This window comes from Ramlibacter monticola, from assembly GCF_016722785.1.
Lineage (GTDB): Bacteria > Pseudomonadota > Gammaproteobacteria > Burkholderiales > Burkholderiaceae_C > Ramlibacter > Ramlibacter monticola.
The window spans coordinates 113,076-135,741 of the sequence record NZ_JAEQNE010000003.1 but is presented as its reverse complement, the minus strand read 5'-3'; the positions used below and the strand labels follow the sequence as shown (position 1 = coordinate 135,741).

The following is a 22,666-nucleotide window of genomic DNA, read 5'->3' as shown; positions in this document are numbered from 1 at the left end:
CGCCCGCGACCGCATGACCGCCTGGAATGCGCGCTGGCGCTTCCCTCTCTACCTGCGCATCTGGATCGCCGTGATCGCCACGGTGGGCCTGCTCACGATCGCCTTCGGCTGGTTGTGGCGGGTCAACCAGGAACAGACCCCGATGCGCGAGATCATCGTGCGCAACGAGGCCGGCGAGGTGATCGGCCAGAGCCGGGTGCGGCCGGTGCGGGTGCCGGGCGTGGGGCTGGAGTTCCCCATCGAGATGAAGGACGGGCGCAGCATCGTCGTCCAGCTGCCGCCGCGTCCGCGGCCGCCGGGGGACGGTCCGCCCGGGGGCCGCGGCTGGCTGCCGCGCGGCTCCACCGGCTTCCTCTGGCTGCTGGGGATCGTCGCGCTGGCGGTGGCGGTGGGCAGCTACCCCATCGTGCGGCGGCTCACGCAGCGCCTCGAGGACCTGCGCGGCGGGGTCGAGCGCTGGGGCGAGGGCGACCTGAGCGTGCGGGTGTCGGAGAGCGGCAGCGACGAGGTCGCCTTCCTCGCCAGGCGCTTCAACCACGCTGCCGAGCGCATCGAAGGGCTGGTCAAGTCGCACAAGTCGCTGCTGGCCAATGCCTCGCACGAGCTGCGCTCGCCGCTGGCGCGCATCCGCATGGGGCTGGAGCTGATGGAGCCCGAGCCTGCCCCGCGCTGCCGCGAGGAGATCACGCGCAACATTGCGGAGCTGGACCAGCTGATCGACGAGATCCTGCTGGCCAGCCGGCTCGACGCCCGCGAGTCCGACGTGGGCACCGTGGAATCGGTGGACCTCACCGGCCTGGCGGCAGAGGAAAGCGCTCGCGCCGGAGCCGAGCTGGAAGCCTCCGAGTCGGAGCAGACGCTGGTGGTGCAGGGCGTGTCCAAGCTGCTGCGCCGGGCCATCCGCAACCTGCTGGAGAACGCCCGCCGCTATACCAGCGGCCCGGTGCGCGTCAGCGTGGTCCGGCAAGGCTCCGACGCCCTGGTGCGGGTCTGCGACCGCGGCCCCGGCGTGCCCGAGCCGGAGCGCGAGCGCATCTTCGAGCCCTTCTACCGGCTGCGCGGTGCCAGCGAGCGCGAAGGCGGGGTCGGGCTGGGCCTGGCGCTGGTGCGCTCCATCGCCCGGCGGCACCACGGCAGTGCCCACTGCGAGGACAACCCCGGGGGCGGCGCCTGCTTCGTGCTCCGGCTCCCCTGCGCCTCCGTGTAACGCACCGTAAAAGCCTTCCCGGGGCCCTCGCCAAGAGCGAAGAAAGTCACGAAGATGGCCGCTTCATCCGGCGGCTCTGCCATCACCTTTAAGGGGGATGGACGTTGCGGCCGGGAAGACTAGAGTTGCATCCCATCTGTCACGACATCGCGGACACCCGGTTTACAGGTTTCAAGTCTCCCAACGACGTCCTTCCAAGGACTTGATACAGCCATCGCAAGATGGCTGTTTTTTTTGGTGGGAACTCAGAGGAGCCCGCGCACCCGCTCCGGGCTCACATCGTTGAGGCACCGGAAGTGCCCCAGCGGACACTCGCGCTCGAAGCACGGCGCGCAATCCAGCGGCGGCGCGTAATCCGGGTCCTGCTTCAGCCACACCACCTTCGCCCGCTCGTTCAGCGGCGGCGTGTGCAGCGGGCTCGACGAGCCGAACAGGGCCACCTGCGGCACGCCGAAGGCCGCGGCGACGTGCATCAGGCCCGAATCGTTGCTCACCACCCCGCCGGCGCCGGCGATCAGGGCGAAGGCTTCCAGCAGCGAGGTCTTGCCCGCCAGGTTGCGGCAGCGGTCCGGCGCCTGGGACGCGATGGACTCGCACAAGTCGGCTTCCTTGCCGGATCCGAGGAGGACCACGGGGCGATCGAGCTGCCGCGCGAGTGCGCCGAAGTGGGGCCAGCGCTTGGCCGGGCCGTATTCGGCGCCGGGGGCCATCACGACGTAGGCGCCGCGCGCGAGTCCCTGCGCTCGCAGCACTTCGTCGACCTGCGCTGGCGGGAGCGAGAGTTCCGGCCGGTCCTGCTCCAGGCCCTCCTCGCCGCTCAGCGCCGAATAGAAGGCCACCATCGGCGGCTTGTTCTTCGGGTTCTTCAGCCGCTGCGTGAGCAGGCCCACGCGCGCTTCGCCCAGGTAGCCGACGCGGCGCGGGATGCTGGCCAGGAAGGGCAGCAGCGCGCTCTTGAGCGAGTTCGGCAGCACATAGGCGACATCGAAGTTGCCTTCGAGCTGGCGCGCCAGGGCGCGCCTCTCGCGCCACTGCAGGCCGCCGTGGCGGAAGGGAAAGTCGATGACCGCGTCCACCTGCGGCATGGCGCGATACACCGGCGCCACCCAAGGCAGCGCGCCGACCGTGATCCGCTCGCCGCGCGCGTGCAGGCGGCGCAGCAGCGGCTCGGTCATGACCGCGTCACCGATCCACTGCGGGGCGACGACGAGGGCCCGCGTCGCGGCCGCCGCGCGCTGGGCGGCGGCGGTGGAGCGGAAATTGGAATCTGACCCCAATTAGTGGTGGGAGCCGAAGTGCTCGCCTTCCTTGAGCTTGTAGACGGTGCCGCAATAGGGGCACTTGGCCCCGCCGCTCTGGGCCACGTCGAGGTAGACGCGCGGGTGGCTGCTCCAGAGTGCCATGTCGGCCTTGGGGCTGGGGCAGAAGACACCGCCGTTGGCGTTGAGGTCCTTCGCCAGCAGTTCCACCACTTTTTCGGGTTTGTTGTTTGCCATTCTCAGACGCGGGTGAGCCAGTGGGCGTACTTGGGATTGCGGCCGTTCACGATGTCGAAGAAGGCGTTCTGCAGCTTCTCGGTGACCGGGCCGCGGCGGCCGATGCCGATCTGCACGCGATCGAGTTCGCGGATCGGCGTGACTTCGGCGGCGGTGCCGGTGAAGAAGCACTCGTCGGCGATGTAGATCTCGTCGCGGGTGATGCGCTTCTGCACCACCTCGATGCCCAGGTCCTTCGCGATGTGGAAGACGGTGTTGCGCGTGATGCCGTTCAGCGCGCCGGCCGACAGGTCGGGCGTGTAGATCACGCCGTCCTTGATCACGAACACGTTCTCGCCCGCGCCCTCGGAGACGAAGCCGGAGCTATCGAGCAGCAGGGCCTCGTCGTAGCCGTCGTCCAGCGCCTCCATGTTGGCGAGGATCGAGTTGCTGTAGTTGCTGACCGCCTTGGCCTGCGTCATCGTGATGTTGACGTGGTGGCGCGTGTAGCTGGAGGTCTTGACGCGGATGCCGCGCTGCAGGCCTTCCTCGCCCAGGTAGGCGCCCCAGGCCCAGGCCGCGACCATGCAGTGGATCTGGTTGCCCTTGGGGCTCACGCCCAGCTTCTGCGAGCCGATCCACACCAGCGGGCGGATGTAGCAGGATTCCAGCTTGTTGGCCTTCACCACCGCCTTCTGCGCCTCGTTGAGCTGCTCCTTGCTGAAGGGCAGGTTCATGCGCAGGATCTTGGCGCTGTTGAACAGGCGGTCGGTGTGTTCCTGCAGGCGGAAGATCGCGGTGCCGTTGACGGTGTTGTAGGCACGGACCCCTTCGAACGCGCCGCAGCCGTAGTGCAGCGTGTGGGTCAGCACGTGGATCTTCGCGTCGCGCCAGTCGACCAGCTCGCCGTCCATCCAGATCTTGCCGTCGCGGTCGGCCATCGAGGGTACTACCGGGCTCATGGTGTGTCCTTCAGGGGAATGGGTATCGCGGAATCGCGGAACCGCCCATTTTAAGGGCCGGGGGGCGGAGCCTCTTCCGCGGGGGCCTGCGGGCGGAACAGCTCCCACTTCACCAGTTTCCCGCGCAGGAACTCGCAGGTCACGTGCGAGCCCGAACCGTCGGTCCAGCGATAGACCTCCGGCTGCTGCTCCTTGGGGCTGACCTGCTCGCCCAGGGCGCGCGTCATCGCCATCACGTGCAGCAGGTTCACGCGCGGCCTCAGCTTGGCATTGAGCATCACGGCGCTGTCGCAGTAGCCGACCGGCCGGCTGGAGGCGCGCTGCAGCACTTTCATCATGCGGGTGAAGTGCAGCAGCATCCACATGACGATGCCGCCGACGGCCAGGGCCACGCCGGCCCAGCCCAGGCCGCGCCAGGCGATGGCCACGACCCCGACGCCCAGCAAGGGCAGTACGACTTTCTGCAGGTTCATGCCGCGATTGTGCTGCCGTCGGCGGGCAGGTTTCCGGTGGCCAATGCGTATGCCCAGTCGTGGCGGCCGCAGTTGGCGGCCAGCTGCTGCATGCCGTCCCAGTCATAGGCGACGCTGCACAGGCGCGCGTTCCAGCAGGCGCCGCGGCGCTCCACGACGGCGTAGCGGGCGTGCGGGGTGCCGTTCCGCACCCGGTGCCGGGCCGGCTCCTCGTCGTCGTAGGCCTGCAGGCCCACGCTGCCGGGGTTGAGCACCAGGGTGCCGTCCACCATCGCGGCGCGCGGCACGTGGCTGTGCCCGCACAGCACCAGGCTGGCGTGGCGGCAATCCTCCTCGCCGGCGCCCAGCCGCGAGGCGATTTCCTCGGAGCTGGCCGCGCGCAGGCCGGTCGAGCCGTGCAGGCCGAAGTCGGGCGTCACCGTCTCCAGCAGGTATTTCAGGTCGCTGCCCGGCGTGCCGTGGACCAGGAACACGTCCTCGCCCAGCCAGCGGCTCGGCGGCAGCGACCGCAGCCACTGCGCATGCTGCGCGCCGATCTGGCTGGCGGCATAGCCGTCGCTGCCGCCGACGTCGCGGTCGGCGCGCTGCCACTGCGCGAGCAGGGCGCGGTCCTGGTTGCCGGCAATGGTGACGAAGTCGCGCGCGAGCAGCAGCTCCGCGGTCTCGGCGGGCATCAGCGGGCCGCTCAGGATGTCGCCCAGGTTCACCACCGCGTCGACGCCTTCGCCCTCCACTTCGTCCAGCACCGCCTTCAGCGCCGGCAGGTTGCCGTGGATGTCCGACAGCACCGCGATCTTCATGCGAGCTCCCGCACCACGTCCAGCGCCTGCTCGATCCGCTCCACCGGGTGGATCGTGAGCCCTTCCAGTTCGCGGGCACCGCCCTTGGGCGCATTGGCCTTGGGCACGATCGCGACCGAGAAGCCCAGCTTGGCCGCCTCGCGCAGCCGCTCCTGGCCGCGCGGCGCCGGCCGCACCTCGCCCGCCAGGCCCACCTCGCCGAACGCGATGAAGCCCTTGGGCAGCGCGCGGCCGCGCAGCGAGGAGGTGATCGCCAGCATCACCGCCAGGTCCGCCGCCGGCTCGCTGATGCGCACGCCGCCCACGGCATTGACGAACACGTCCTGGTCCAGGCAGGCGACGCCGGCATGGCGGTGCAGCACCGCCAGCAGCATCGCGAGGCGGTCGCGGTCCAGGCCCACCGACAGCCGGCGCGGACTCGGCCCGCCGCTGTCCACCAGCGCCTGGATCTCCACCAGCATCGGCCGCGTGCCTTCCAGCGTCACCAGCACGCAGCTGCCCGGCACCGGCTCGCTGTGCTGCGACAGGAAGATCGCGCTGGGATTGGCCACGCCCTTGAGTCCCTTCTCGGTCATGGCGAACACGCCGATCTCGTTGACCGCGCCGAAGCGGTTCTTGATCGCACGCACCAGCCGGAAGCTCGAATGCGTGTCGCCCTCGAAATAGAGGACGGTGTCGACCATGTGCTCCAGCACGCGCGGGCCGGCCAGCGCGCCCTCCTTGGTCACGTGGCCCACCAGCACGATGGTGGTGCCGCCGGATTTGGCCGCACGCGTGAGGTGGGCGGCGCATTCGCGCACCTGCGCCACCGAGCCCGGCGCCGAGGTGAGCTGGTCGGAGTACACCGTCTGGATCGAGTCGATCACCGCCACCGCGGGCTGCTGGGCGGCGATCGTGGCCTGGATCTTTTCCAGCTGGATCTCCGCCAGCACCTTCACCTGCGAGTGGTCCAGCCCGAGCCGGCGCGAACGCAGGGCGACCTGGGCACCGCTCTCCTCTCCGGTGACGTACAGGGTGGGCACGCCGGCGCGCTGCAGGCCGTCCAGCGCCTGCAGCAGCAGGGTGGACTTGCCGATGCCCGGATCGCCGCCGATCAGGACCACGCCCCCTTCGACGATGCCGCCGCCCAGCACCCGATCGAGTTCGCCGATGCCGGTCGGCGTGCGCGCCACTTCGGCCGCCTCGATGTCGGCCAGCACGGCGATTTCCGACGCCGGCGCCAGTGAGGCGAAGCGGTTGCGACTGCCGCCATTCGCCGATTCAACGACACCTTCGATGAGGGTATTCCATGACCCGCAATGGGGGCACTTGCCTTGCCACTTGGGGGAACTGCCGCCGCACTCGGTGCAGGCGTAGACGGTCTTCTCCTTTGCCATTGACCCGAGTGTAGGCTTGAGTACCATGCGGCTCGTGACCGCACCCCAACCCTTTTCCGAATTCGAGGCCGCCGAACGCGCCCGCGGGTGCACCGAGGTGCTGGCGCGCTCCTACGAGCCGAATACCGTGATCACCGAACACACGCACGAATTCACCGCGCGCGCGCTGGTGGTGCAAGGCGAGATGTGGCTGACGCAGCAGGGGGCAACGCAGCACCTGCAGGCGGGGGACCGGTTCGAGGTGATCCGCGGCACGCCCCACACGGAGAAGTACGGCCCGCAAGGGGCGACGTACTGGGTCGCGCGGACGCTGTAGCGGTCCGCGCTCACACTGCGCCCAAGGCGCGCAACTGCCGCACCGAGGGCAGCGCGCGCACCGCTACGACGGGGCGCCGCCCGACCACGCCATGGACCGCTTCAAGCCCTCGACGGTGCCCGGCTGCCGCACGCCGCACGTCCGGCTCGACGAGCGACGCGCTGCCGGCCGGCGGCCCCACCCTGCTCGTCGGACCAGCGCCACGTTGGCGATCGATCCCTGGCTCGACAGGAATAGCGCTGCGAGCCCCTGAAGGATTTCGTGCCCATCGGGCTGAGCGGCGCGGCGCTGCTGGTGGTGATGAATCCCGCCCTGCCCGTCCGGCACATCGCCGAGCTGGTCGCGCCCGCCGGAACCCCGCGCGAGCTCGTTCAGCGCTACGCTGACGCGATGGCGAACAGGAGCGCCGGCGCGGCGATCGACTGAAGCCGGGGGCGAAGGCCCCGCTTGACGACGGGCGAGATTCATTTAACATGTTAAATAACTCTGCGACCCGCAACGACGTGAGCCCCGCCTTCGCGCACCGCAACCTCCCGCGCCTGCTGCTGCAGGCGCGCGAGTCCCTCATGACGCGCACCCGGCCCAGCCTGCGCGAGCACGGCCTGTCGGACCAGCAGTGGCGCGTGCTGCGCGTGCTCGGCGAGCACGGCACGCTGGAGACGGGCCGGGTCGCGCGCGAGGCCTACATCCTGGGCCCCAGCCTCACGGGCGTGCTGGCGCGCATGGAGCGCGACGGGCTGGTCCGCCGCGCCCGCGATCCGGCCGACCAGCGCCGCACGGTGGTGGAGGCGACGGCGAAGGGATTGAAGATGGTGGAGCGCCTGTCGACCACCGTCGAAAGGCACTACCAGTGGCTGGAGAAGTCGCTGGGCAGGCAGAAGCTGGCGCAGCTCTATGCGCTGCTGGACGAACTCATCGCACTGGAGCAAGCATGAGCCTGGTGAAGCGAGGCACGGTGTACGGGACGCTGCTGAATTTCCGCGGCGAGCTCGACGCCCTCGGCCCCAAGATGAACGAAGCCCCCTACAAGGCGGCGCCGCAGGCGCCCGTCCTGTACGTCAAGCCGGCCAACACCTGGACCGAGAACGGCGGCGCCATCGCGCTGCCCGCCCACGTCGCCGAGGTGGAGGTCGGGGCGACCGTGGCGATGGTGATGAAGTCGGCGCGCGAGGTGGCCGGCTACCTGCTGATGAACGACGTGGCGATCCCGCACGAGAGCCTGTTCCGTCCGCCGGTGAAGTTCAACTGCCTCGACGGCTTCCTCGGCATCGGAGACCGCATCCGCGCCCGCAACGAGGCCGGCGATCCCGCGGTGTTCAAGCTGGAGGTGCGCGTCAACGGCGAGCTGAAGCAGACCGTGCGCTTCTCGCAGCTGGTGCGCCCGGCGGAGAAGCTGCTGGCCGACGTCAGCGAGTTCATGACGCTGGCCGAAGGCGACATGCTGATGCTGGGTTGCGACGTGGGCCGCCCGCGCGTGCGCGTGGGCGACCGCGTGGAGATCAAGATGCCGGCGCTGGGCACCCTCACCAACACCTTCGTCGCGGAGGCCGCATGAAGCGCGCGCGCGTGATGCACCAGGGCGTGCTGCACAACGCCACCGAACGCGACGGCCAGCTGCTGCTGGAAGACGGCCAGCGCGTCTGGCAGGACCAGGTCACCTGGCTGCCGCCGCTGCCCCCGACCGACCAGCCGCGCACGATCCTGGCCCTGGGCCTCAACTACGCCGACCACGCGAAGGAGCTGGCCTTCCAGGCGCCGGAGGAACCGCTGGTGTTCCTCAAGGGCGAGCGCGCGCTCACCGGCCACCGCCAGTCCACGCGCCGCCCGGCCGACGTGCAGTTCATGCACTACGAATGCGAGCTCGCGGTGGTGGTCGGGCGCAAGGCGAGGAAGGTGAAGCGTGACGACGCCTACGACTTCGTGGCCGGCTACACCGTCGCCAACGACTACGCGATCCGCGACTACCTCGAGAACTGGTACCGCCCCAACCTGCGGGTGAAGAACCGCGACGGCGCGACGCCGGTGGGCCCGTGGCTGGTGGACCGCGCGGACGTCGCGGACCCGATGGCGCTGGCCCTCAGGACGACGGTCAACGGCCACGTCACGCAGCAGGGCAACACGAAGGACATGATCTTCGACATCCCCTGGCTGATCGAGTACTTCTCCGGCTTCATGACGCTGAACCCGGGCGACCTGATCCTCACCGGCACGCCCGACGGCGTGGTGGACTGCAAGGTGGGCGACGTCGTGGTCACCGAGATCGAGGGCGTCGGTGCCCTGATGAACACCATTGCCGCCTGACCCCATGCGCATCGACCACCTGATCGGCGGCAAGTCCGTCGCCGGCCGCGACTACTTCGAGACCGTCAACCCGGCGACGCAGGAGGTGCTGGCGGAGGTCGCTTCCGGCGGCGAGGCGGAAGTGAACGAGGCGGTGGCCGCGGCGAAGGCGGCCTTCCCGCAATGGTCGTCGCTGGCCGCCCCGGAACGCGCGAAGCTCGTTCGCAAGCTCGGGGAGCTGATCACGCTGAACGTCGCGGAGCTGGCACAGACCGAGACGAACGACACGGGCCAGGTCATTGCGCAGACCGGCAGGCAGCTGGTGCCGCGGGCGGCCGACAACTTCCACTACTTCGCCGAGATGTGCGTGCGGGTGGACGGGCACACCTATCCCACGCCCACGCACCTGAACTACACCTTGTTCCACCCGGTGGGCGTGTGCGCGCTGATCTCGCCGTGGAACGTGCCCTTCATGACGGCCACCTGGAAGGTCGCGCCCTGCCTCGCCTTCGGCAACACCGCGGTGCTGAAGATGAGCGAGCTGTCGCCGCTCACCGCGTCGCGCCTGGGCGAACTGGCGCTGGAAGCGGGCATCCCGCCCGGGGTGCTGAACATCGTGCACGGCTACGGCCGGGAGGCGGGCGAGCCGCTGGTGCGGCATCCCGACGTGCGCGCGATCTCCTTCACCGGCTCCACCGCCACCGGCAACCGCATCGTCAGGGAGGCGGGGCTCAAGAAGTTCAGCATGGAGCTGGGCGGCAAGTCCCCCTTCGTGGTGTTCGAGGACGCGGACTTCGAACGCGCGCTGGACGCCGCCGTGTTCATGATCTTCTCCAACAACGGCGAGCGCTGCACCGCCGGCAGCCGCATCCTGGTGCAGAAGTCGATCTACGCGAAGTTCACCGAGCGCTTCGTCGCGCGGGCGAAGAAGCTCGCCGTGGGCGATCCGCTGGACGAGAAGACCCTCCTCGGGCCGATGATCTCGCAGGGCCACCTGGCCAAGGTGCGCGGCTACATCGAGCAGGGGCAGAAGGAAGGGGCCACGCTGCTGTGCGGCGGCCTCGAGACCCCGCACCTGTCCGGCCGCGTGAAGAAGGGCAACTACGTGCTGCCCACCGTGTTCGCCGACGTCGACAACCGCATGAAGATCGCGCAGGAGGAGATCTTCGGGCCGGTGGCCTGCCTGATCCCCTTCGACACCGAGGAGGACGCCGTGCGCCTCGCCAACGACGTCGCCTACGGCCTGTCCTCCTACGTCTTCACCGAGAACGTGGGCCGGGCGCACCGCGTGGCGGCGGCCATCGAGGCCGGCATGTGCTTCGTCAACAGCCAGAACGTGCGCGACCTGCGCCAGCCCTTCGGCGGCACCAAGGCCTCGGGCACGGGGCGCGAGGGCGGCACCTGGAGCTACGAAGTGTTCCTCGAGCCCAAGAACGTCGCCGTTTCGCTGGGTCACCATCCCATCCCGCACTGGGGTGCGTGATGGGATGCCGCCCCAGCGCTCCGGCGGGCGCATTGACGCTCCCCCCACCCCAACCCCTCCCCTCGAGGGGAGGGGCTTTCACGTCCAGGAGACGGCATGGGTAAACTGGCCTTGGCGGCGAAGATCACGCACGTCCCCTCGATGTACCTGAGCGAGCTGCCGGGCCCGCGCCATGGCACGCGGCAGGACGCCATCGAGGGGCACATCGAGATCGGCCGGCGCTGCCGCGAGCTCGGGGTGGACACCATCGTGGTGTTCGATACCCACTGGCTGGTCAACGCCAACTACCACGTGAACTGCGCGCCCGATTTCAAGGGCCTGTACACCAGCAACGAGCTGCCGCACTTCATCAGCAACATGGAGTACGCCTTCCCGGGCAACCCGGAACTCGGCGGGCTGCTGGCGAAGGTGTGCAACGACTGGGGCGTGGAGACGCTGGCGCACGAGCGCACGACGCTGGCACCCGAGTACGGCACGCTGGTCCCCATGCGCTACATGAACCAGGACCGGCACTTCAAGGTGGTCTCGGTCTCGGCCCTTTGCCAGGCGCACTACCTGAACGACAGCGCCCGGCTGGGCTGGGCGATGCGCCGCGCGGTGGAGGACCACTACGACGGCACCGTGGCCTTCTTCGCCTCCGGATCGCTGTCGCACCGCTTCGCGCAGAACGGGCTCGCGCCGGAGTACGCCTTCCGCATCTGGAGCCCGTTCCTCGAAACGCTGGACCGCGACGTGATCCGCCTGTGGCAGGCCGGCGAGTGGAAGACCTTCTGCGGCATGCTGCCCGAGTACGCGGCCAAGGGCCACGGCGAGGGCTTCATGCACGACACGGCGATGCTGCTGGGCGCGCTCGGCTGGTCGGCCTACGGCGGCCGCGCGGAGGTGGTCACGCCTTACTTCGGCGCCTCCGGCACGGGGCAGATCAACGCGGTGTTCCCCGTCACGCCGGTCGCGGACGACGCGATCCCGAAGGCGCAGGCCTCGGCGGCCGAGGGCTACACCCACGTCAACCAGCGGCTGTGAGCCATGCCCCACTGCGTCATCCTCTACACCCCCAACATCGAGCCGAAGACGGACGTCACGGCGCTGTGCCGCAAGCTGGCGGACACGATGCTCGCGATCCGCGACGAGGCGGGCAAGCAGGTCTTCCCCACCGGCGGTACGCGGGTGCTGGCCTACCCGGCGGCGCACCACGCGGTAGCCGACGGCAAGGGCGACTATGCGTTCATGTACCTCAACATCCGCATGGCGGCGGGCCGCAGCGAGGCGGTGAAGAAGGAGGCCGGCGACCGGCTGCTCGCGGTGGTGAAGGAACACTTCGCGCCAATCTTCGCGCAGGAACTGATCGGAATCACGCTGCAGATCGACGAGAGCGCGGGGCAGGTGTACGACGGGAAGCACAGCACGCTGCATCCGCTGTTCAGCAGTTAGGCGCACGTTTTCGCGCCAGAGGAGATTCATGTTCGACCAGGAACTCGTCCAGCAACTCGCCCGCGAACTGCACGAAGCGGAGCAGTCGCGCCGCCAGGTCGAGCACTTCTCGAAGCGCTTCCCCGGCATGACCGTCGCGGACGGCTACGCCATCTCGCGCACCTGGGTCGCCATGAAGATCGCCGGGGGCCGCCAGGTGCGCGGCCACAAGATCGGCCTCACCTCGCGCGCCATGCAGCAGGCCAGCCAGATCGACGAGCCCGACTACGGCACGCTGCTGGACGACATGTTCTTCGAACCCGGCGAGATCCCCACCCAGCGCTTCATCGCGCCGCGCGTGGAAGTCGAACTCGCCTTCATCCTCAAGAAGACGCTCCAGGGCAACACGGTCGACGTGGACGACGTGCTGGCGGCCACCGACTACGTCCAGCCCGCCATCGAGATCATCGACGCCCGCATCGAGCAGTTCGACCGCCACACCAGGGCGCCGCGCAAGGTGTTCGACACCATCAGCGACAACGCCGCCAACGCGGGCCTCGTCCTGGGCGGCCACCGGACCGACCCGCGCGCGGTGGACCTGCCCTGGGTGGGCGCCATCCTGCGCCAGAACGGCGTGGTGGAGGAAACGGGCCTGGCCGCGGGCGTGCAGGGACATCCCGCGCTGGGCGTGGCCTGGCTTGCGCGTAAGCTTGCGCCCTGGGGCGAGCGGCTGGAAGCCGGAGAGGTCGTGCTGGCCGGCTCCTTCACCCGGCCGGTGCCGGCGCAGCGCGGCGACGCCTTCCTCGCCGACTACGGCCCGCTGGGCCGGTTCGCGTTCACATTCACCTGAAGGGGACGAGTCACCATGCAAACGCCCATCAACACCTTCAAGAAGGCCCTGCAGGACAAGCGCACGCAGTATGGCCTGTGGTGCAGCCTGCTCGGCCCGCTCAACACCGAGATCTGCGCCGCCGCCGGCTTCGACTGGCTGCTGCTCGACTCCGAGCACACGCCCAACGACCTGCAGAACCTGATGATCCAGTCGCAGATCATCGCCGCCTACCCGGGCGTGCAGACCGTGGCCCGCATCCCCATGGGGCACGGCTACGTCGGCCAGGCGCTGATCAAGCAGTACCTCGACCTCGGCATCCAGACGCTGCTGGTGCCGATGGTGGACAACGCCGACCAGGCGCGCGCGCTGGTGCGCTGCATGCGCTACCCGCCCGACGGCATCCGCGGCATGGCCGCCACGCGCGCCTCCGGCTGGGGCCGCAACGCCAACTACGCGAAGGAAGCGAACCGTGAAGTCTGCCTGCTGGTGCAGGTGGAGACGCAGGAAGGCGTGCGCAACGTGGACGCCATCGCGGCCGTCGAAGGCATCGACGGCGTGTTCGTCGGCCCGGCGGACCTGTCCGCCGCCTTCGGCCACGTCGGCGATCCCTGGCATCCCGAGATGATGAAGATGCACGAGGACCTGTTCGCGCGCATCCAGAAGGCCGGCAAGGGCGTCGGCATCCTGACGCTCGACGAGACGCTGGCGAGGAAGCACGTCGAGATGGGCGCCACCTTCATCGCGGTGGGCACCGACAGCAACCTGATGGTCAAGGGCACCAGCACCCTGGCCGCGAAGTTCAAGGGCGCGGCCCCCGTGCCGCAGTCGGCGAAGCCGCAGAACTACTGAGGACCCGTCCATGAACGCAGTCCTGCAGCCGCGCGCACCCGGCCTGCACCCCGAGGAATGGTCCGCCCGCGTGCAGCTCGCCGCCGCCTACCGCATCTTCGACATGCTCGGCTGGACCGAGATGATCTACAACCACATCACGGTGCGGCTGCCGGACGAGGTCACCGGCGGGCAGAAGCAGTTCCTCATCAACCCCTTCGGGCTGCACTACTCCGAGGTGACGGCGAGCAACCTGCTGAAGATCGACGTCGAAGGCCGCAAGCTCGACGCCGACAACCCGTGGCCGGTGAACCCCGCGGGCTTCACGATCCATGCGGCCATCCACGAGCACGTGCCCGATGCGCACTGCGTGATGCACACGCACACCACCAACGGCCTGGCGGTGGCCTGCACCGAGGGCGGGCTGGCGCAGAACAACTTCTATTCGGCGCAGCTGCATGACATGGTGGCCTACCACGACTTCGAGGGCATCACGATCCACGCCGAGGAGGCGCCGCGGCTGCTGGCGAGCCTGGGCCGCAAGCCGCTGATGATCCTGCGCAACCACGGCCTGCTGGCCGCGGGCGCGACGCTGCCCCTGACCTTCGTGCGCCTGTGGACGCTGCAGCGCGCCTGCGACATCCAGGTGGCGCAGGCGGCGCTGGGCCGCGCCATCGCGGTCCCGGAGGCGGTGGCGCGAAAGACCACGCACGACTCCTTCCAGTTCGACCAGCAATTCGGCGCCGGCCAGGACGTGTTCGACGCCATGACGCGCCTCTACGAGAAACGCCACGGGGACGACTACAGGAAATGAGCCCCCACGCTTGTCACTACGGGCACTGCGCTGCCTCCCGAGGGGGCTCCAGCCTCCTCGAGGCGGCTCGGCGGAGGCTGGGATGAAGAAGGTCTGCATCTACGGCGCCGGCGCCATCGGCGGCTGGATCGGCGCGAAGCTCGCGCGGGCGGGTTGCGAGCTGTCGGTGGTCGCCCGCGGCGCGACGCTGCAGGCACTGGAGTCGACCGGCCTGCGGCTGGACGAAGACGGCACGACGCTGCAGCAAGAGGTGCGCGCCAGCGCCTCGCCCGCCGAGCTGGGCGTGCAGGACCTGGTGATCGTCGCCGTGAAGGCGCCGGCGATGGCCGAGGTCGCCAGGGCGATCCGGCCGCTGCTGGGTCCCGACACGGTCGTCCTCACGGCCATGAACGGCGTGCCCTGGTGGTTCTTCCAGGGCTTCGGCGGCCCCTACGCGGGCACGCGCCTGAAGTCGATCGACCCGGACGGCACGATCGCGGAAGCGGTTCCAGCGCGCCACATCGTCGGCTGCGTGGTGCACGCCAGCTGCGCGCTGCGCTCTCCCGGCCACGTGCAGCACCACTTCGGCAACCGGCTGATCCTCGGCGAGCCCTCCGGCGAGAAGAGCGAGCGCGTGCAGCGCCTGGGCGCGCTGCTGGCGGAAGCCGGCTTCGAGGCGGTCGTCTCCGAGCAGATCCAGAAGGACGCCTGGTACAAGCTGTGGGGCAACATGACGGTCAACCCCGTCAGCGCGATGACCGGCGCCACCACCGACCTCATCCTCAACGACGACCTGGTGCGCGCCTTCATCTCGCGCGTGATGCTGGAAGCACGCGAGATCGGCGAACGCATCGGCATCCCGATCGCGCAGCAGCCGGAGGACCGCCACCAGGTCACGCGCAAGCTGGGCGCCTTCAAGACCTCGATGCTGCAGGATGTGGAAGCCGGCAAGCCGGTCGAGATCGACGCCCTGGTCACCGTGGTGAAGGAGATGGGCGAGATGACCGGCGTGGCCACGCCCTTCACCGACGCCCTGCTCGGACTCTCCCGCCTGCACGCCCGCGTGCACGGCCTCTACTGACATGGCCCCCACGCTCCGCACTTCGTGTCGTCGCTGCCCCCCGAGCGGGCGGGTCCGCCTTGGGGCGGCCCGGCGGCGGACCTGATGGCGGCCATCCCCGCACCCGCCCGCGCGATCAGCGGCGCGGCCTTCGCCACCCTGCTGCTGATCGCGCTGATGATGGGCGCGAACCACGTCGCCGCCCGCATCGCCTTCAACAACGGGGTCGACGTCGCCACCGCGGTGGTGTTCCGCAGCACCGTGACGGCGCTCGTGATCGTCGCGATCCTGGCCTCGCAGGGCCTGCGGCCCCGCTTCAGCCCGCGCCACAAGCGCATGCTGCCAGCGATCGGCCTGCTGGTCGGCGTGCAGAGCCTGTGCCTCTATTCCTCGGTGGCGCGGCTGCCGGTGGCGCTGGCCCTGCTCGCCTTCAACACCTACCCGATCTGGACGGCCTTCTGGGACGCGGTCGTCTACCGCCGCCGGCCCGAGAAGACCATGTTGGCCGCCATGCCGGTGATCCTGGTCGGCCTCGCCCTGGCGCTGGACGTCTTCGGCGCCGCCTCGGGCCTGAGCACCTCCGGCCAGTGGACGCGCATCGGCGCCGGCGTGGGCTTCGCGCTGGCGGCGGCGGCGACCTTCGGGCTGGCCCTGGTGCTCACTCAGCACGAGGCCGGCGACGTCGACGGCCGGGTGCGCACCGCCACCACCATGACGATGGCCAGCCTGGTGGCGCTCACCATGGTGGCCTCGCAAGGAGGCTTCCACCTGCCCTCGGCGCCGGCCGGCTGGGCCGGGCTTGCGACCCTGACCTTCCTGTACGGCACCGCCTTCACGATCATGTTCACCGTGCTGCCGCGCCTCGGCGTGGTCGGCAACTCCGCGATCATGAACGTGGAGCCGGTGTTCGCGCTGGTGCTGGCGTGGCTGGTCCTGGGCCAGGCGATCGCGCCGGTGCAGGTGGCAGGCGCGCTGCTGGTGGTCGGGGCGGTGATGGCCCTGGGGCTGCGCAAGCGGTGAGGGTGTGCGCGTTCACGACGCATCACACCAACGGACAGCCCCTGGCCGCAACCCTCACTCCGCCACGACCACCGGCACCCGCGGCGCCAGCGCGCACATCAGCTCGTAGCCGAGCGTGCCCGCGGCGGCGGCGACTTCGTCGATCGGCAGGATCGCGCCGTCGGCGGCGCGGCCCCACAGCGTGACCGGCGCGCCGGAGCCTGCCTGCGGCACCGGCGTGAGGTCCACCGCGATCATGTCCATGCTGACGCGCCCCAGCAGGCGCGTGCGCACGCCGTCCACCAGCACCGGCGTGCCGGTGCCGCAGTGGCGCGGGTAGCCGTCGGCATAGCCGCAGGCGATCACGCCGATACGGATCGGCCCTTCGGCCGTGAAGCTGGAGCCGTAGCCGACCGAGTCGCCCGCCTGCAGCTGCTGCACGGCCAGGATGCGCGTGGCCAGGGTCATGGTGGGCTGCAGCCCCCAGTGCGCGATGTCGTTCTGCGGGAAGTCCGGGGCGCTGCCGTACACCGCGATGCCGGGGCGGATCCAGTCGCCGCGCACGTGGGCGTCGCCCGCGTGCCGCAGGGCGGCGGCGCTGTTGGACAGCGTGCGCTCGCCGGGGAGGTCGCGCGTCGCTTCGTCGAAGGCGCGCACCTGGTGGGCGACGCCGCGCGTGCCGTCGGCGTCGCTGAAGTGGGTCATGAAGGAGATCTCCTCCACCTGCGGCAGCGCGTCCAGCCGGGCCCAGGCGGCGCGGAAGCGCTGCGGCGTGAACCCCAGCCGGTTCATGCCGGAATTGAGCTTTAGGAACACGCGGTGCGGCACCTGCGTCTTGTGCGCCGCCAGCCAGTCGATCTGCTCGTCGCAGTGCACCGTGTGCCACAGGCTCAGGCGCGAGCACAGTTCCAGGTCGCGCGGCTCGAACACGCCTTCCAGCAGCAGGATCGGCCCGCGCCAGCCCAGGGCGCGCACGCGCTCGGCCTCCTGCAGGTCCAGCAGCGCGAACCCGTCGGCGCCGCGCAGCGCGTCGTACACGCACTCGATGCCGTGGCCATAGGCATTGGCCTTGACCACGGCCCACACCCGCGCGTCGGGTGCGGCGTCGCGCATGCGCGCCAGGTTGTGGCGCAGGGCCTCGGTATGGATGGTCGCCTGGATCGGACGGGGCATGAATGCTTTCTCCCTCCTTCCGGATTCTGTCATTACCCAGCGTGATATAACCCCGTGTCGCTTGGAGACAGCAGAAGAATCCCGATGGCCCCTGTGGGGCGGAGCCATCCACAACCAGCATCGATGAAGCGCGGTTTCTACACCATCATGGCGGCGCAGTTCTTCTCGTCGCTCGCGGACAACGCGCTGTTCATCGCCGCCGTGGAACTGCTGAAGTCCTCGCGCGCCCCCGCCTGGCAGGCCGCGGCGCTGGTGCCGATGTTCGCGCTGTTCTACGTGGTGCTGGCGCCTTTCGTGGGAGCGTTCGCCGACGCGAAACCCAAGGGCCGGGTGATGTTCCTCAGCAATGCGATCAAGGTGGTCGGCTGCCTGATGATGCTGCTGGGCATGCACCCGCTGGCCTCCTACGCCATCGTGGGCCTGGGCGCAGCCGCCTACTCGCCGGCCAAGTACGGCATCCTCACCGAACTGCTGCCGCCCTCCCAGCTGGTCAAGGCCAACGGCTGGATCGAAGGCCTGACGATCGCCTCCATCATCCTGGGCATCCTGCTGGGCGGCCAGCTGGTGGGCGTGGCGGTGTCGCACCGCATGCTGGCGCTGGACTTCCCGATGATCGACACCGGGATCGACACGCCGCCCGAAGCGGCCATCTTCGTCCTGATCTTCGTCTACTGCATCGCCGCCTGGTTCAACACGCGCATCCCGCTGACCGGCGTGGAGATGCGGCCGATCCCGCGCAACCTGCTGGAACTGGTGCCCGATTTCTGGAGCTGCAACGGCCGGCTCTGGCACGACAAGCTGGGGCAGATCTCGCTGGCCACCACCACCCTGTTCTGGGGCGTCAGCGGCAACCTGCGCTACATCATCCTGGCCTGGAGCGCCGCGGCCCTGGGCTACTCCACCACCCAGGCCTCCTCGCTCAGTGGCGTGGTGGCGCTGGGCACCGCCGCCGGCGCCATCCTCGCGTCGATGCGCATGCGGCTGGAACGCGCTACCACGGTGATGCCCCTGGGCATCGCCATGGGCGTGCTGGTGATCTGCATGAATTTCATCGGCAACGTGTGGGTGGCCGCGCCCTTCCTGATCCTGATGGGCGCCCTGGGCGGCTACCTGGTGGTGCCCATGAACGCGCTGCTGCAGCACCGCGGCCACAACCTGATGGGCGCCGGCCGCTCGATCGCGGTGCAGAACTTCAACGAGCAGGCCTGCATCCTGGGCCTGGGCGCCTTCTACAGCCTCTCCGCCGGCCTGGGCCTGACGGCCTTCGGCGCGATCACCGCCTTCGGCCTGGTGGTGGCCGGCGTGATGTGGCTGATCCAGCGCTGGCACTCGCGCAACTGCGTGCGGCACAAGGAGGAGGTCGAGCACCTGCTGGCGCTCGCCCGGCACGACAACGTCCATGGCTGACCGCGCCGCGCCCGTCGCGGCCCTCGTCGTCAACGCGTTCGTCTGGGGCCTCTCCTGGTGGCCGTTCCGCGCCCTGCAGGACCACGGCGTCCACGCCCTGTGGTCCACCTCCGTGATCTACCTGGTGGCCTTCGCCGGCTTCGTCGTGCTGCGGCCGGCGGCCCTGCCCGAGCTGCTGCGCACGCCGGGGCTGTGGCTGCTGGCCGCCGCCGCCGGCATGACCAACGTCGGCTTCAACTGGGCGGTGACCATCGGCGACGTCGTCCGCGTCGTGCTGCTCTTCTACCTGATGCCGGCCTGGGCCGTGCTGCTCGCCTGGCCGATGCTGGGCGAGCGGCCCTCGCCGGCCGGCCTGGGACGGCTGCTGCTGGCGCTCGCGGGCGTGGCCACGGTGCTGGACACCGGCGGCGTCGGCCTGCCCTGGCCGCGCACCCTGGCGGAGTGGCTGGCGCTGGCGGGCGGCTTCAGCTTCGCGCTGACCAACGTGCTGCTGCGGCGCCTGTCGCAGGTCACCTCGGCGTCGCGCGTGCTGGCGATGTTCGGCGGCGGCTCGCTGCTGGCCGGCGCGGTGGCGACGGGCGGCGTGCTGCAGGGCAGCATCGCCGCCCTGCCGGCGCTGCGCGGCGCCGGCTGGGGCCTCGCGCTGCTGCTGGCGGGCGGCTTCCTGGCCGCCAACCTGTGCCTGCAGTACGGCGCTTCGCGCCTGCCGGCGCACACCACCGCGCTGGTCATGTTGTCGGAAGTCGTCTTCGCCAGCCTGTCCTCGGTCGCGCTCGGAGCGGCCGAACTGGCGCCGCGCACGCTGGCCGGCGGCGCGCTGATCCTTGGCGCCGCGGCGTGGTCGGCGTGGCCCCGCAAGACGGCAGCCGGCGCACAATAGGCCGCATGGCCAGCGTCTACGACTTCGAAGCGCAGCAGATCGGCGGGTCCGCGGTGCCGCTGGCGCAGTTCCGCGGCAAGCCCCTGCTGATCGTCAACACCGCCAGCGCCTGCGGCTTCACGCCGCAGTTCGCGGGGCTGGAGGAACTGCACAAGGCCTACGGACCGCGCGGCCTGGTGGTGCTCGGCTTCCCCTGCAACCAGTTCGGCTCGCAGGACCCGGGCAGCAACGAGGAGATCGTGCAGTTCTGCCAGGCGAACTACGGCGTGAGCTTCCCGATGATGCAGAAGGTCGAGGTCAACGGGGAGCACGCGCATCCGCTGTACCGGTGGCTCACCGCCGAAGCGCCGGGCCTGCTCGGCTCGAAGGGCATCAAGTGGAACTTCACCAAGTTCCTGGTGGGCAAGGACGGCCGGGTGCTGCGCCGCTACGCGCCGATGGACGCGCCGGCCAAGCTGGCGAAGGACATCGAGGCGGCGCTGGCGTCCTGACGCTTCCGCTCAGGCGAGCGCGGCGTCCAGCAACTCCACCCAGTGCCGCACCGGCGTGTCGGTGCCGCTTTGCAGGTGCGCGATGCAGCCGACGTTGGCCGACAGGATCGCCTGCGGCTTCAGCGCCGCCAGGTGCCCCAGCTTGCGATCGCGCAGCGTCTGCGCGATCTGCGGGTGCAGCACGGAATAGGTGCCGGCGGAGCCGCAGCACAGGTGCGATTCGTTCAGCGCCACGCGCAGCTCGAAGCCGAGCGCGGCCATCCCCTTCTCGACTCCGCCCTTGAGCTTCTGCCCATGCTGCAGGGTGCAGGGCGGGTGGTAGGCATACACGCCCGGCCGCGGTCGCACCTTGTCCTTCAGCAGCGGGACCAGCTCCGGCAGCAGCTCGCTCAGGTCGCGCGTGAGTTCGGAGATGCGCTGCGCCTTCTCCGCGTAGGCGGGGTCGTGCTGCAGGTGGTGCCCGTACTCGCGCACGGTCACGCCGCAGCCGGAGGCGTTCATCACGATCGCCTCCACCTCGCCCCTCAGCACGTAGGGCCACCAGGCGTCGATGTTGCGGCGCATCTGGGCGCGGCCGCCGTCCTGGTCGTTCAGGTGGAACTTGACCGCGCCGCAGCAGCCCGCCTGGGCGGCCACCAGGGTCTGGATGCCGGCCGCATCGAGCACGCGCGCCGTCGCCGTGTTGATGTTGGGCATCATCGACGGCTGCACGCAGCCGGCCAGCATCAGCACCTTGCGCGCATGGGTGCGCGTCGGCCAGCCGCCGGCGTGCTGCCGCGCCGGCACCTTCTCGCGCAGCGGCCCCGGCAGCATGCCGCGCACCAGCTGCCCCAGCTTCATGGCGGGACCGAAGGCCGGCGAACTCAGGCCGTCGCCCAGCGCCCGGCGCAGCGCGCGCGAAGCCCCGCTGCGCGGCACCTTGCGCTCCACGATGCCGCGGCCGATGTCCACCAGGCGGCCGTAGTCGACGCCGCTGGGACAGGTGCTCTCGCAGTTGCGGCAGGTCAGGCAGCGGTCCAGGTGCAGCTGCGTCTTCTCGGTCGGCTGCACGCCTTCGAGCACCTCCTTCATCAGGTAGATGCGCCCGCGCGGGCCATCGAGCTCGTCGCCGAGGATCTGGTAGGTGGGGCAGGTGGCGGTGCAGAAGCCGCAGTGCACGCACTTGCGCAGGATGGCTTCGGCCTCGGCGCCCTCGGGCGTGCCCTGGAACTCCGGGGAGAGATGGGTCTGCATCAGAGATGGGGGTAGAGCCGCCCGCGGTTGAAGACGCGGGCCGGGTCGAACTGCAGTTTCAGCTGCTCGTGGATGGCGGCCAGCGGCGGCGCCAGGGGGGTGAGGCGCTCCTGCGCGTCGGAACGGCCGGTGCGGAACAGGGTGGCATGGCCGCCGGTGGACCGTGCCTGCTGCCGCACGCGCGCGCCATCGGCCGCCTCGCAACGCACCCAGCGCTGCGCCCCGTGCCATTCGACCAGGGGCGCTTCGGGAAGGTCCAGCACGGGCGCCGTCTGCGGCACCGACAGCCGCCACAGGTCGCGGCCCTCGAGGCCGGCGAACCAGGGCATGCTCTGGTCGCGGCAGGCATTCCATTCGGTGGCCGCGCCGGCCGTGTCCAGGCGTTCGCCGCCCAGCCCGCGGCAGGCCGCTTCGACCGCCGCGACGGCGCCGCGCAGGCGCAGGTAGAGCGTGCCGCCGTCGGCAGGCTCCCAGCAGCTCGCATTGAGCGGCAGCGGCTGGCCGCCCCAGGCGTTGAGGCGGCGCAGCGCCTCGTCCTGCGGGAGGCGGAATCGCAGCGTGGCCTCGGCCGGCGGCACCGGCAGCACCTTGAGGCTGACTTCGGCGATCAGGCCCAGCGTGCCCAGCGCGCCCGCCATCAGGCGCGAGACGTCGTAGCCGGCCACGTTCTTCATCACCTGGCCGCCGAACACCAGCTCCTCGCCGCGGCCGTTGACCAGCACGAGGCCCAGGATGTAGTCGCGCACCGCGCCGACGCTGGCGCGCGCCGGCCCCGCCAGGCCGGCCGCCACCATGCCGCCGACGGTCGCTCCGCGGCTTGCTGCGGAGCCGCTGCCGGTGTCCCGCTCCCCCAAGGGCTCGCGGGGAGTGGCGCCGGCCTCGAAGTGCGGCGGCTCGAAAGGCAGGCACTGCCCGCACTCCGCGAGAGCCTGTTCGAGTTCCGCCAGCGGCGTCCCCGCCCTGGCCGTCACCACCAGCTCGCTCGGCTCGTAGCTCACGATCCCCTGCAGGCCGCGCGTGTCCAGCGGCTCGCCTTCCAGCCGCCCGCCGTAGAAGTCCTTGGTGCCGCCCCCTCGGATGCGCAGGGACGTGCCTTGCGCGGCAGCGGCGCGGATGCGGTCGGCGAGTTCGGCGAGGGCGGGATCCATGGCGCGCAATGTTACGGGCACGGCGGGGCACGCCGGCGCG

Annotated in this window: 26 protein-coding genes; 17 read left to right on the top strand and 9 right to left on the bottom strand. The window is 70.3% G+C overall.

Features of this window, described 5'->3' with window-relative positions:
- Positions 1-13 precede the first annotated feature (13 nt).
- Positions 14-1,207, top strand: a complete 1,194-nt coding sequence (locus JJ685_RS14075) for a sensor histidine kinase (RefSeq protein WP_201674898.1) — start codon at positions 14-16, stop codon at positions 1,205-1,207.
- A 245-nt stretch (positions 1,208-1,452) separates the two neighbouring features.
- Here JJ685_RS14075 and waaF read toward each other — a convergent pair whose 3' ends face one another.
- From waaF to radA, 6 genes are read right to left on the bottom strand one after another with little or no spacing between them, the layout of a single operon-like run.
- Complete coding sequence (gene waaF, locus JJ685_RS14070; RefSeq protein ID WP_269117401.1) at positions 1,453-2,484, bottom strand: lipopolysaccharide heptosyltransferase II; 1,032 nt, start codon at positions 2,482-2,484, stop codon at positions 1,453-1,455.
- Entirely contained in the window at positions 2,485-2,703 is a 219-nt protein-coding gene (locus JJ685_RS14065) for a zinc-finger domain-containing protein (protein ID WP_201674897.1), read from the bottom strand. It lies immediately after the preceding gene.
- Between the two features lie 2 nt (positions 2,704-2,705).
- A complete protein-coding gene (locus JJ685_RS14060; RefSeq protein ID WP_201674896.1) occupies positions 2,706-3,644 on the bottom strand; it encodes a branched-chain amino acid transaminase in 939 nt (312 codons plus the stop codon).
- A gap of 50 nt (positions 3,645-3,694) precedes the next feature.
- Complete coding sequence (locus JJ685_RS14055; RefSeq protein WP_201674895.1) at positions 3,695-4,117, bottom strand: glycerate kinase; 423 nt, start codon at positions 4,115-4,117, stop codon at positions 3,695-3,697.
- Complete coding sequence (locus tag JJ685_RS14050; RefSeq protein ID WP_201674894.1) at positions 4,114-4,917, bottom strand: metallophosphoesterase family protein; 804 nt, start codon at positions 4,915-4,917, stop codon at positions 4,114-4,116. Before JJ685_RS14050 ends, JJ685_RS14055 begins: the two co-directional genes overlap by 4 nt.
- Complete coding sequence (gene radA / locus JJ685_RS14045; RefSeq protein ID WP_201674893.1) at positions 4,914-6,293, bottom strand: DNA repair protein RadA; 1,380 nt, start codon at positions 6,291-6,293, stop codon at positions 4,914-4,916. The genes JJ685_RS14050 and radA overlap by 4 nt, the downstream gene beginning before the upstream one ends.
- A gap of 34 nt (positions 6,294-6,327) precedes the next feature.
- On the opposite strand from radA, the gene JJ685_RS14040 reads away from it, so the two are divergent.
- The 13 genes from JJ685_RS14040 (at position 6,328) to JJ685_RS13980 (ending at position 16,315) form a co-directional block, all read left to right on the top strand.
- Entirely contained in the window at positions 6,328-6,609 is a 282-nt protein-coding gene (locus JJ685_RS14040) for a cupin domain-containing protein (protein WP_330901766.1), read from the top strand.
- A gap of 261 nt (positions 6,610-6,870) precedes the next feature.
- A complete protein-coding gene (locus tag JJ685_RS14035) occupies positions 6,871-7,035 on the top strand; it encodes a hypothetical protein (RefSeq protein ID WP_201674891.1) in 165 nt (54 codons plus the stop codon).
- A 47-nt stretch (positions 7,036-7,082) separates the two neighbouring features.
- The gene (hpaR, locus tag JJ685_RS14030; RefSeq protein ID WP_236598999.1) at positions 7,083-7,544 is read left to right on the top strand and encodes a homoprotocatechuate degradation operon regulator HpaR; all 462 of its coding nucleotides are present in this window, start codon (positions 7,083-7,085) and stop codon (positions 7,542-7,544) included.
- Entirely contained in the window at positions 7,541-8,164 is a 624-nt protein-coding gene (locus tag JJ685_RS14025; protein ID WP_201674890.1) for a fumarylacetoacetate hydrolase family protein, read from the top strand. Before hpaR ends, JJ685_RS14025 begins: the two co-directional genes overlap by 4 nt.
- Positions 8,161-8,910, top strand: coding sequence for a fumarylacetoacetate hydrolase family protein (locus tag JJ685_RS14020; protein ID WP_201674889.1), 750 nt, complete (start codon positions 8,161-8,163; stop codon positions 8,908-8,910). Before JJ685_RS14025 ends, JJ685_RS14020 begins: the two co-directional genes overlap by 4 nt.
- A gap of 4 nt (positions 8,911-8,914) precedes the next feature.
- Complete coding sequence (gene hpaE / locus JJ685_RS14015) at positions 8,915-10,372, top strand: 5-carboxymethyl-2-hydroxymuconate semialdehyde dehydrogenase (protein ID WP_201674888.1); 1,458 nt, start codon at positions 8,915-8,917, stop codon at positions 10,370-10,372.
- 96 nt (positions 10,373-10,468) lie between these two features.
- A complete protein-coding gene (hpaD, locus tag JJ685_RS14010) occupies positions 10,469-11,395 on the top strand; it encodes a 3,4-dihydroxyphenylacetate 2,3-dioxygenase (RefSeq protein WP_201674887.1) in 927 nt (308 codons plus the stop codon).
- Between the two features lie 3 nt (positions 11,396-11,398).
- Positions 11,399-11,803, top strand: coding sequence for a 5-carboxymethyl-2-hydroxymuconate Delta-isomerase (locus JJ685_RS14005; protein WP_201674886.1), 405 nt, complete (start codon positions 11,399-11,401; stop codon positions 11,801-11,803).
- A gap of 28 nt (positions 11,804-11,831) precedes the next feature.
- Positions 11,832-12,632 carry a 2-oxo-hept-4-ene-1,7-dioate hydratase gene (gene hpaH, locus JJ685_RS14000; RefSeq protein ID WP_201674885.1) on the top strand — a complete coding sequence of 267 codons (801 nt, stop codon included), beginning with the start codon at positions 11,832-11,834 and terminating at the stop codon, positions 12,630-12,632.
- A 15-nt stretch (positions 12,633-12,647) separates the two neighbouring features.
- Positions 12,648-13,463, top strand: a complete 816-nt coding sequence (locus tag JJ685_RS13995; protein WP_201674884.1) for an aldolase/citrate lyase family protein — start codon at positions 12,648-12,650, stop codon at positions 13,461-13,463.
- 10 nt (positions 13,464-13,473) lie between these two features.
- Entirely contained in the window at positions 13,474-14,256 is a 783-nt protein-coding gene (locus JJ685_RS13990) for a class II aldolase/adducin family protein (protein WP_201674883.1), read from the top strand.
- Between the two features lie 82 nt (positions 14,257-14,338).
- Positions 14,339-15,316 (top strand): 2-dehydropantoate 2-reductase, encoded by a 978-nt coding sequence (locus tag JJ685_RS13985; protein WP_201674882.1) that lies wholly within the window; start codon positions 14,339-14,341, stop codon positions 15,314-15,316.
- Between the two features lie 84 nt (positions 15,317-15,400).
- Positions 15,401-16,315, top strand: coding sequence for an EamA family transporter (locus tag JJ685_RS13980; RefSeq protein WP_201675380.1), 915 nt, complete (start codon positions 15,401-15,403; stop codon positions 16,313-16,315).
- Between the two features lie 54 nt (positions 16,316-16,369).
- On the opposite strand, the gene alr is transcribed toward JJ685_RS13980, so the two are convergent.
- The gene (gene alr / locus JJ685_RS13975; protein WP_201674881.1) at positions 16,370-17,467 is read right to left on the bottom strand and encodes an alanine racemase; all 1,098 of its coding nucleotides are present in this window, start codon (positions 17,465-17,467) and stop codon (positions 16,370-16,372) included.
- A 123-nt stretch (positions 17,468-17,590) separates the two neighbouring features.
- On the opposite strand from alr, the gene lplT reads away from it, so the two are divergent.
- The 3 genes from lplT to JJ685_RS13960 are packed head-to-tail and all read left to right on the top strand — an operon-like array spanning position 17,591 to position 20,245.
- Positions 17,591-18,874: a lysophospholipid transporter LplT gene (gene lplT, locus JJ685_RS13970; protein ID WP_201674880.1), complete on the top strand. Its 1,284-nt coding sequence runs from the start codon at positions 17,591-17,593 to the stop codon at positions 18,872-18,874.
- Entirely contained in the window at positions 18,867-19,754 is an 888-nt protein-coding gene (locus JJ685_RS13965) for a DMT family transporter (protein WP_201674879.1), read from the top strand. Before lplT ends, JJ685_RS13965 begins: the two co-directional genes overlap by 8 nt.
- Positions 19,755-19,759: 5 nt before the next feature.
- Entirely contained in the window at positions 19,760-20,245 is a 486-nt protein-coding gene (locus tag JJ685_RS13960; protein WP_201674878.1) for a glutathione peroxidase, read from the top strand.
- A gap of 9 nt (positions 20,246-20,254) precedes the next feature.
- Here JJ685_RS13960 and glcF read toward each other — a convergent pair whose 3' ends face one another.
- Positions 20,255-21,478 (bottom strand): glycolate oxidase subunit GlcF, encoded by a 1,224-nt coding sequence (gene glcF / locus JJ685_RS13955; protein ID WP_201674877.1) that lies wholly within the window; start codon positions 21,476-21,478, stop codon positions 20,255-20,257.
- Positions 21,478-22,626, bottom strand: a complete 1,149-nt coding sequence (gene glcE, locus JJ685_RS13950; protein ID WP_201674876.1) for a glycolate oxidase subunit GlcE — start codon at positions 22,624-22,626, stop codon at positions 21,478-21,480. Before glcE ends, glcF begins: the two co-directional genes overlap by 1 nt.
- Positions 22,627-22,666: the final 40 nt, after the last annotated feature.

What these genes read in the sequence shown, in the direction of transcription:
- JJ685_RS14075 (WP_201674898.1), top strand. Translation starts at nt 14, where the DNA reads ATGACCGCCTGGAATGCGCGCTGGCGCTTCCCTCTCTACCTGCGCATC.
- JJ685_RS14065 (WP_201674897.1), bottom strand. Translation starts at nt 2,703, where the DNA reads ATGGCAAACAACAAACCCGAAAAAGTGGTGGAACTGCTGGCGAAGGAC.
- JJ685_RS14060 (WP_201674896.1), bottom strand. Translation starts at nt 3,644, where the DNA reads ATGAGCCCGGTAGTACCCTCGATGGCCGACCGCGACGGCAAGATCTGG.
- JJ685_RS14055 (WP_201674895.1), bottom strand. Translation starts at nt 4,117, where the DNA reads ATGAACCTGCAGAAAGTCGTACTGCCCTTGCTGGGCGTCGGGGTCGTG.
- JJ685_RS14050 (WP_201674894.1), bottom strand. Translation starts at nt 4,917, where the DNA reads ATGAAGATCGCGGTGCTGTCGGACATCCACGGCAACCTGCCGGCGCTG.
- radA (WP_201674893.1), bottom strand. Translation starts at nt 6,293, where the DNA reads ATGGCAAAGGAGAAGACCGTCTACGCCTGCACCGAGTGCGGCGGCAGT.
- hpaR (WP_236598999.1), top strand. Translation starts at nt 7,083, where the DNA reads ATGTTAAATAACTCTGCGACCCGCAACGACGTGAGCCCCGCCTTCGCG.
- JJ685_RS14025 (WP_201674890.1), top strand. Translation starts at nt 7,541, where the DNA reads ATGAGCCTGGTGAAGCGAGGCACGGTGTACGGGACGCTGCTGAATTTC.
- JJ685_RS14020 (WP_201674889.1), top strand. Translation starts at nt 8,161, where the DNA reads ATGAAGCGCGCGCGCGTGATGCACCAGGGCGTGCTGCACAACGCCACC.
- hpaE (WP_201674888.1), top strand. Translation starts at nt 8,915, where the DNA reads ATGCGCATCGACCACCTGATCGGCGGCAAGTCCGTCGCCGGCCGCGAC.
- hpaD (WP_201674887.1), top strand. Translation starts at nt 10,469, where the DNA reads ATGGGTAAACTGGCCTTGGCGGCGAAGATCACGCACGTCCCCTCGATG.
- JJ685_RS14005 (WP_201674886.1), top strand. Translation starts at nt 11,399, where the DNA reads ATGCCCCACTGCGTCATCCTCTACACCCCCAACATCGAGCCGAAGACG.
- hpaH (WP_201674885.1), top strand. Translation starts at nt 11,832, where the DNA reads ATGTTCGACCAGGAACTCGTCCAGCAACTCGCCCGCGAACTGCACGAA.
- JJ685_RS13995 (WP_201674884.1), top strand. Translation starts at nt 12,648, where the DNA reads ATGCAAACGCCCATCAACACCTTCAAGAAGGCCCTGCAGGACAAGCGC.
- JJ685_RS13990 (WP_201674883.1), top strand. Translation starts at nt 13,474, where the DNA reads ATGAACGCAGTCCTGCAGCCGCGCGCACCCGGCCTGCACCCCGAGGAA.
- JJ685_RS13985 (WP_201674882.1), top strand. Translation starts at nt 14,339, where the DNA reads ATGAAGAAGGTCTGCATCTACGGCGCCGGCGCCATCGGCGGCTGGATC.
- JJ685_RS13980 (WP_201675380.1), top strand. Translation starts at nt 15,401, where the DNA reads ATGGCGGCCATCCCCGCACCCGCCCGCGCGATCAGCGGCGCGGCCTTC.
- alr (WP_201674881.1), bottom strand. Translation starts at nt 17,467, where the DNA reads ATGCCCCGTCCGATCCAGGCGACCATCCATACCGAGGCCCTGCGCCAC.
- lplT (WP_201674880.1), top strand. Translation starts at nt 17,591, where the DNA reads ATGAAGCGCGGTTTCTACACCATCATGGCGGCGCAGTTCTTCTCGTCG.
- JJ685_RS13965 (WP_201674879.1), top strand. Translation starts at nt 18,867, where the DNA reads ATGGCTGACCGCGCCGCGCCCGTCGCGGCCCTCGTCGTCAACGCGTTC.
- JJ685_RS13960 (WP_201674878.1), top strand. Translation starts at nt 19,760, where the DNA reads ATGGCCAGCGTCTACGACTTCGAAGCGCAGCAGATCGGCGGGTCCGCG.
- glcF (WP_201674877.1), bottom strand. Translation starts at nt 21,478, where the DNA reads ATGCAGACCCATCTCTCCCCGGAGTTCCAGGGCACGCCCGAGGGCGCC.
- glcE (WP_201674876.1), bottom strand. Translation starts at nt 22,626, where the DNA reads ATGGATCCCGCCCTCGCCGAACTCGCCGACCGCATCCGCGCCGCTGCC.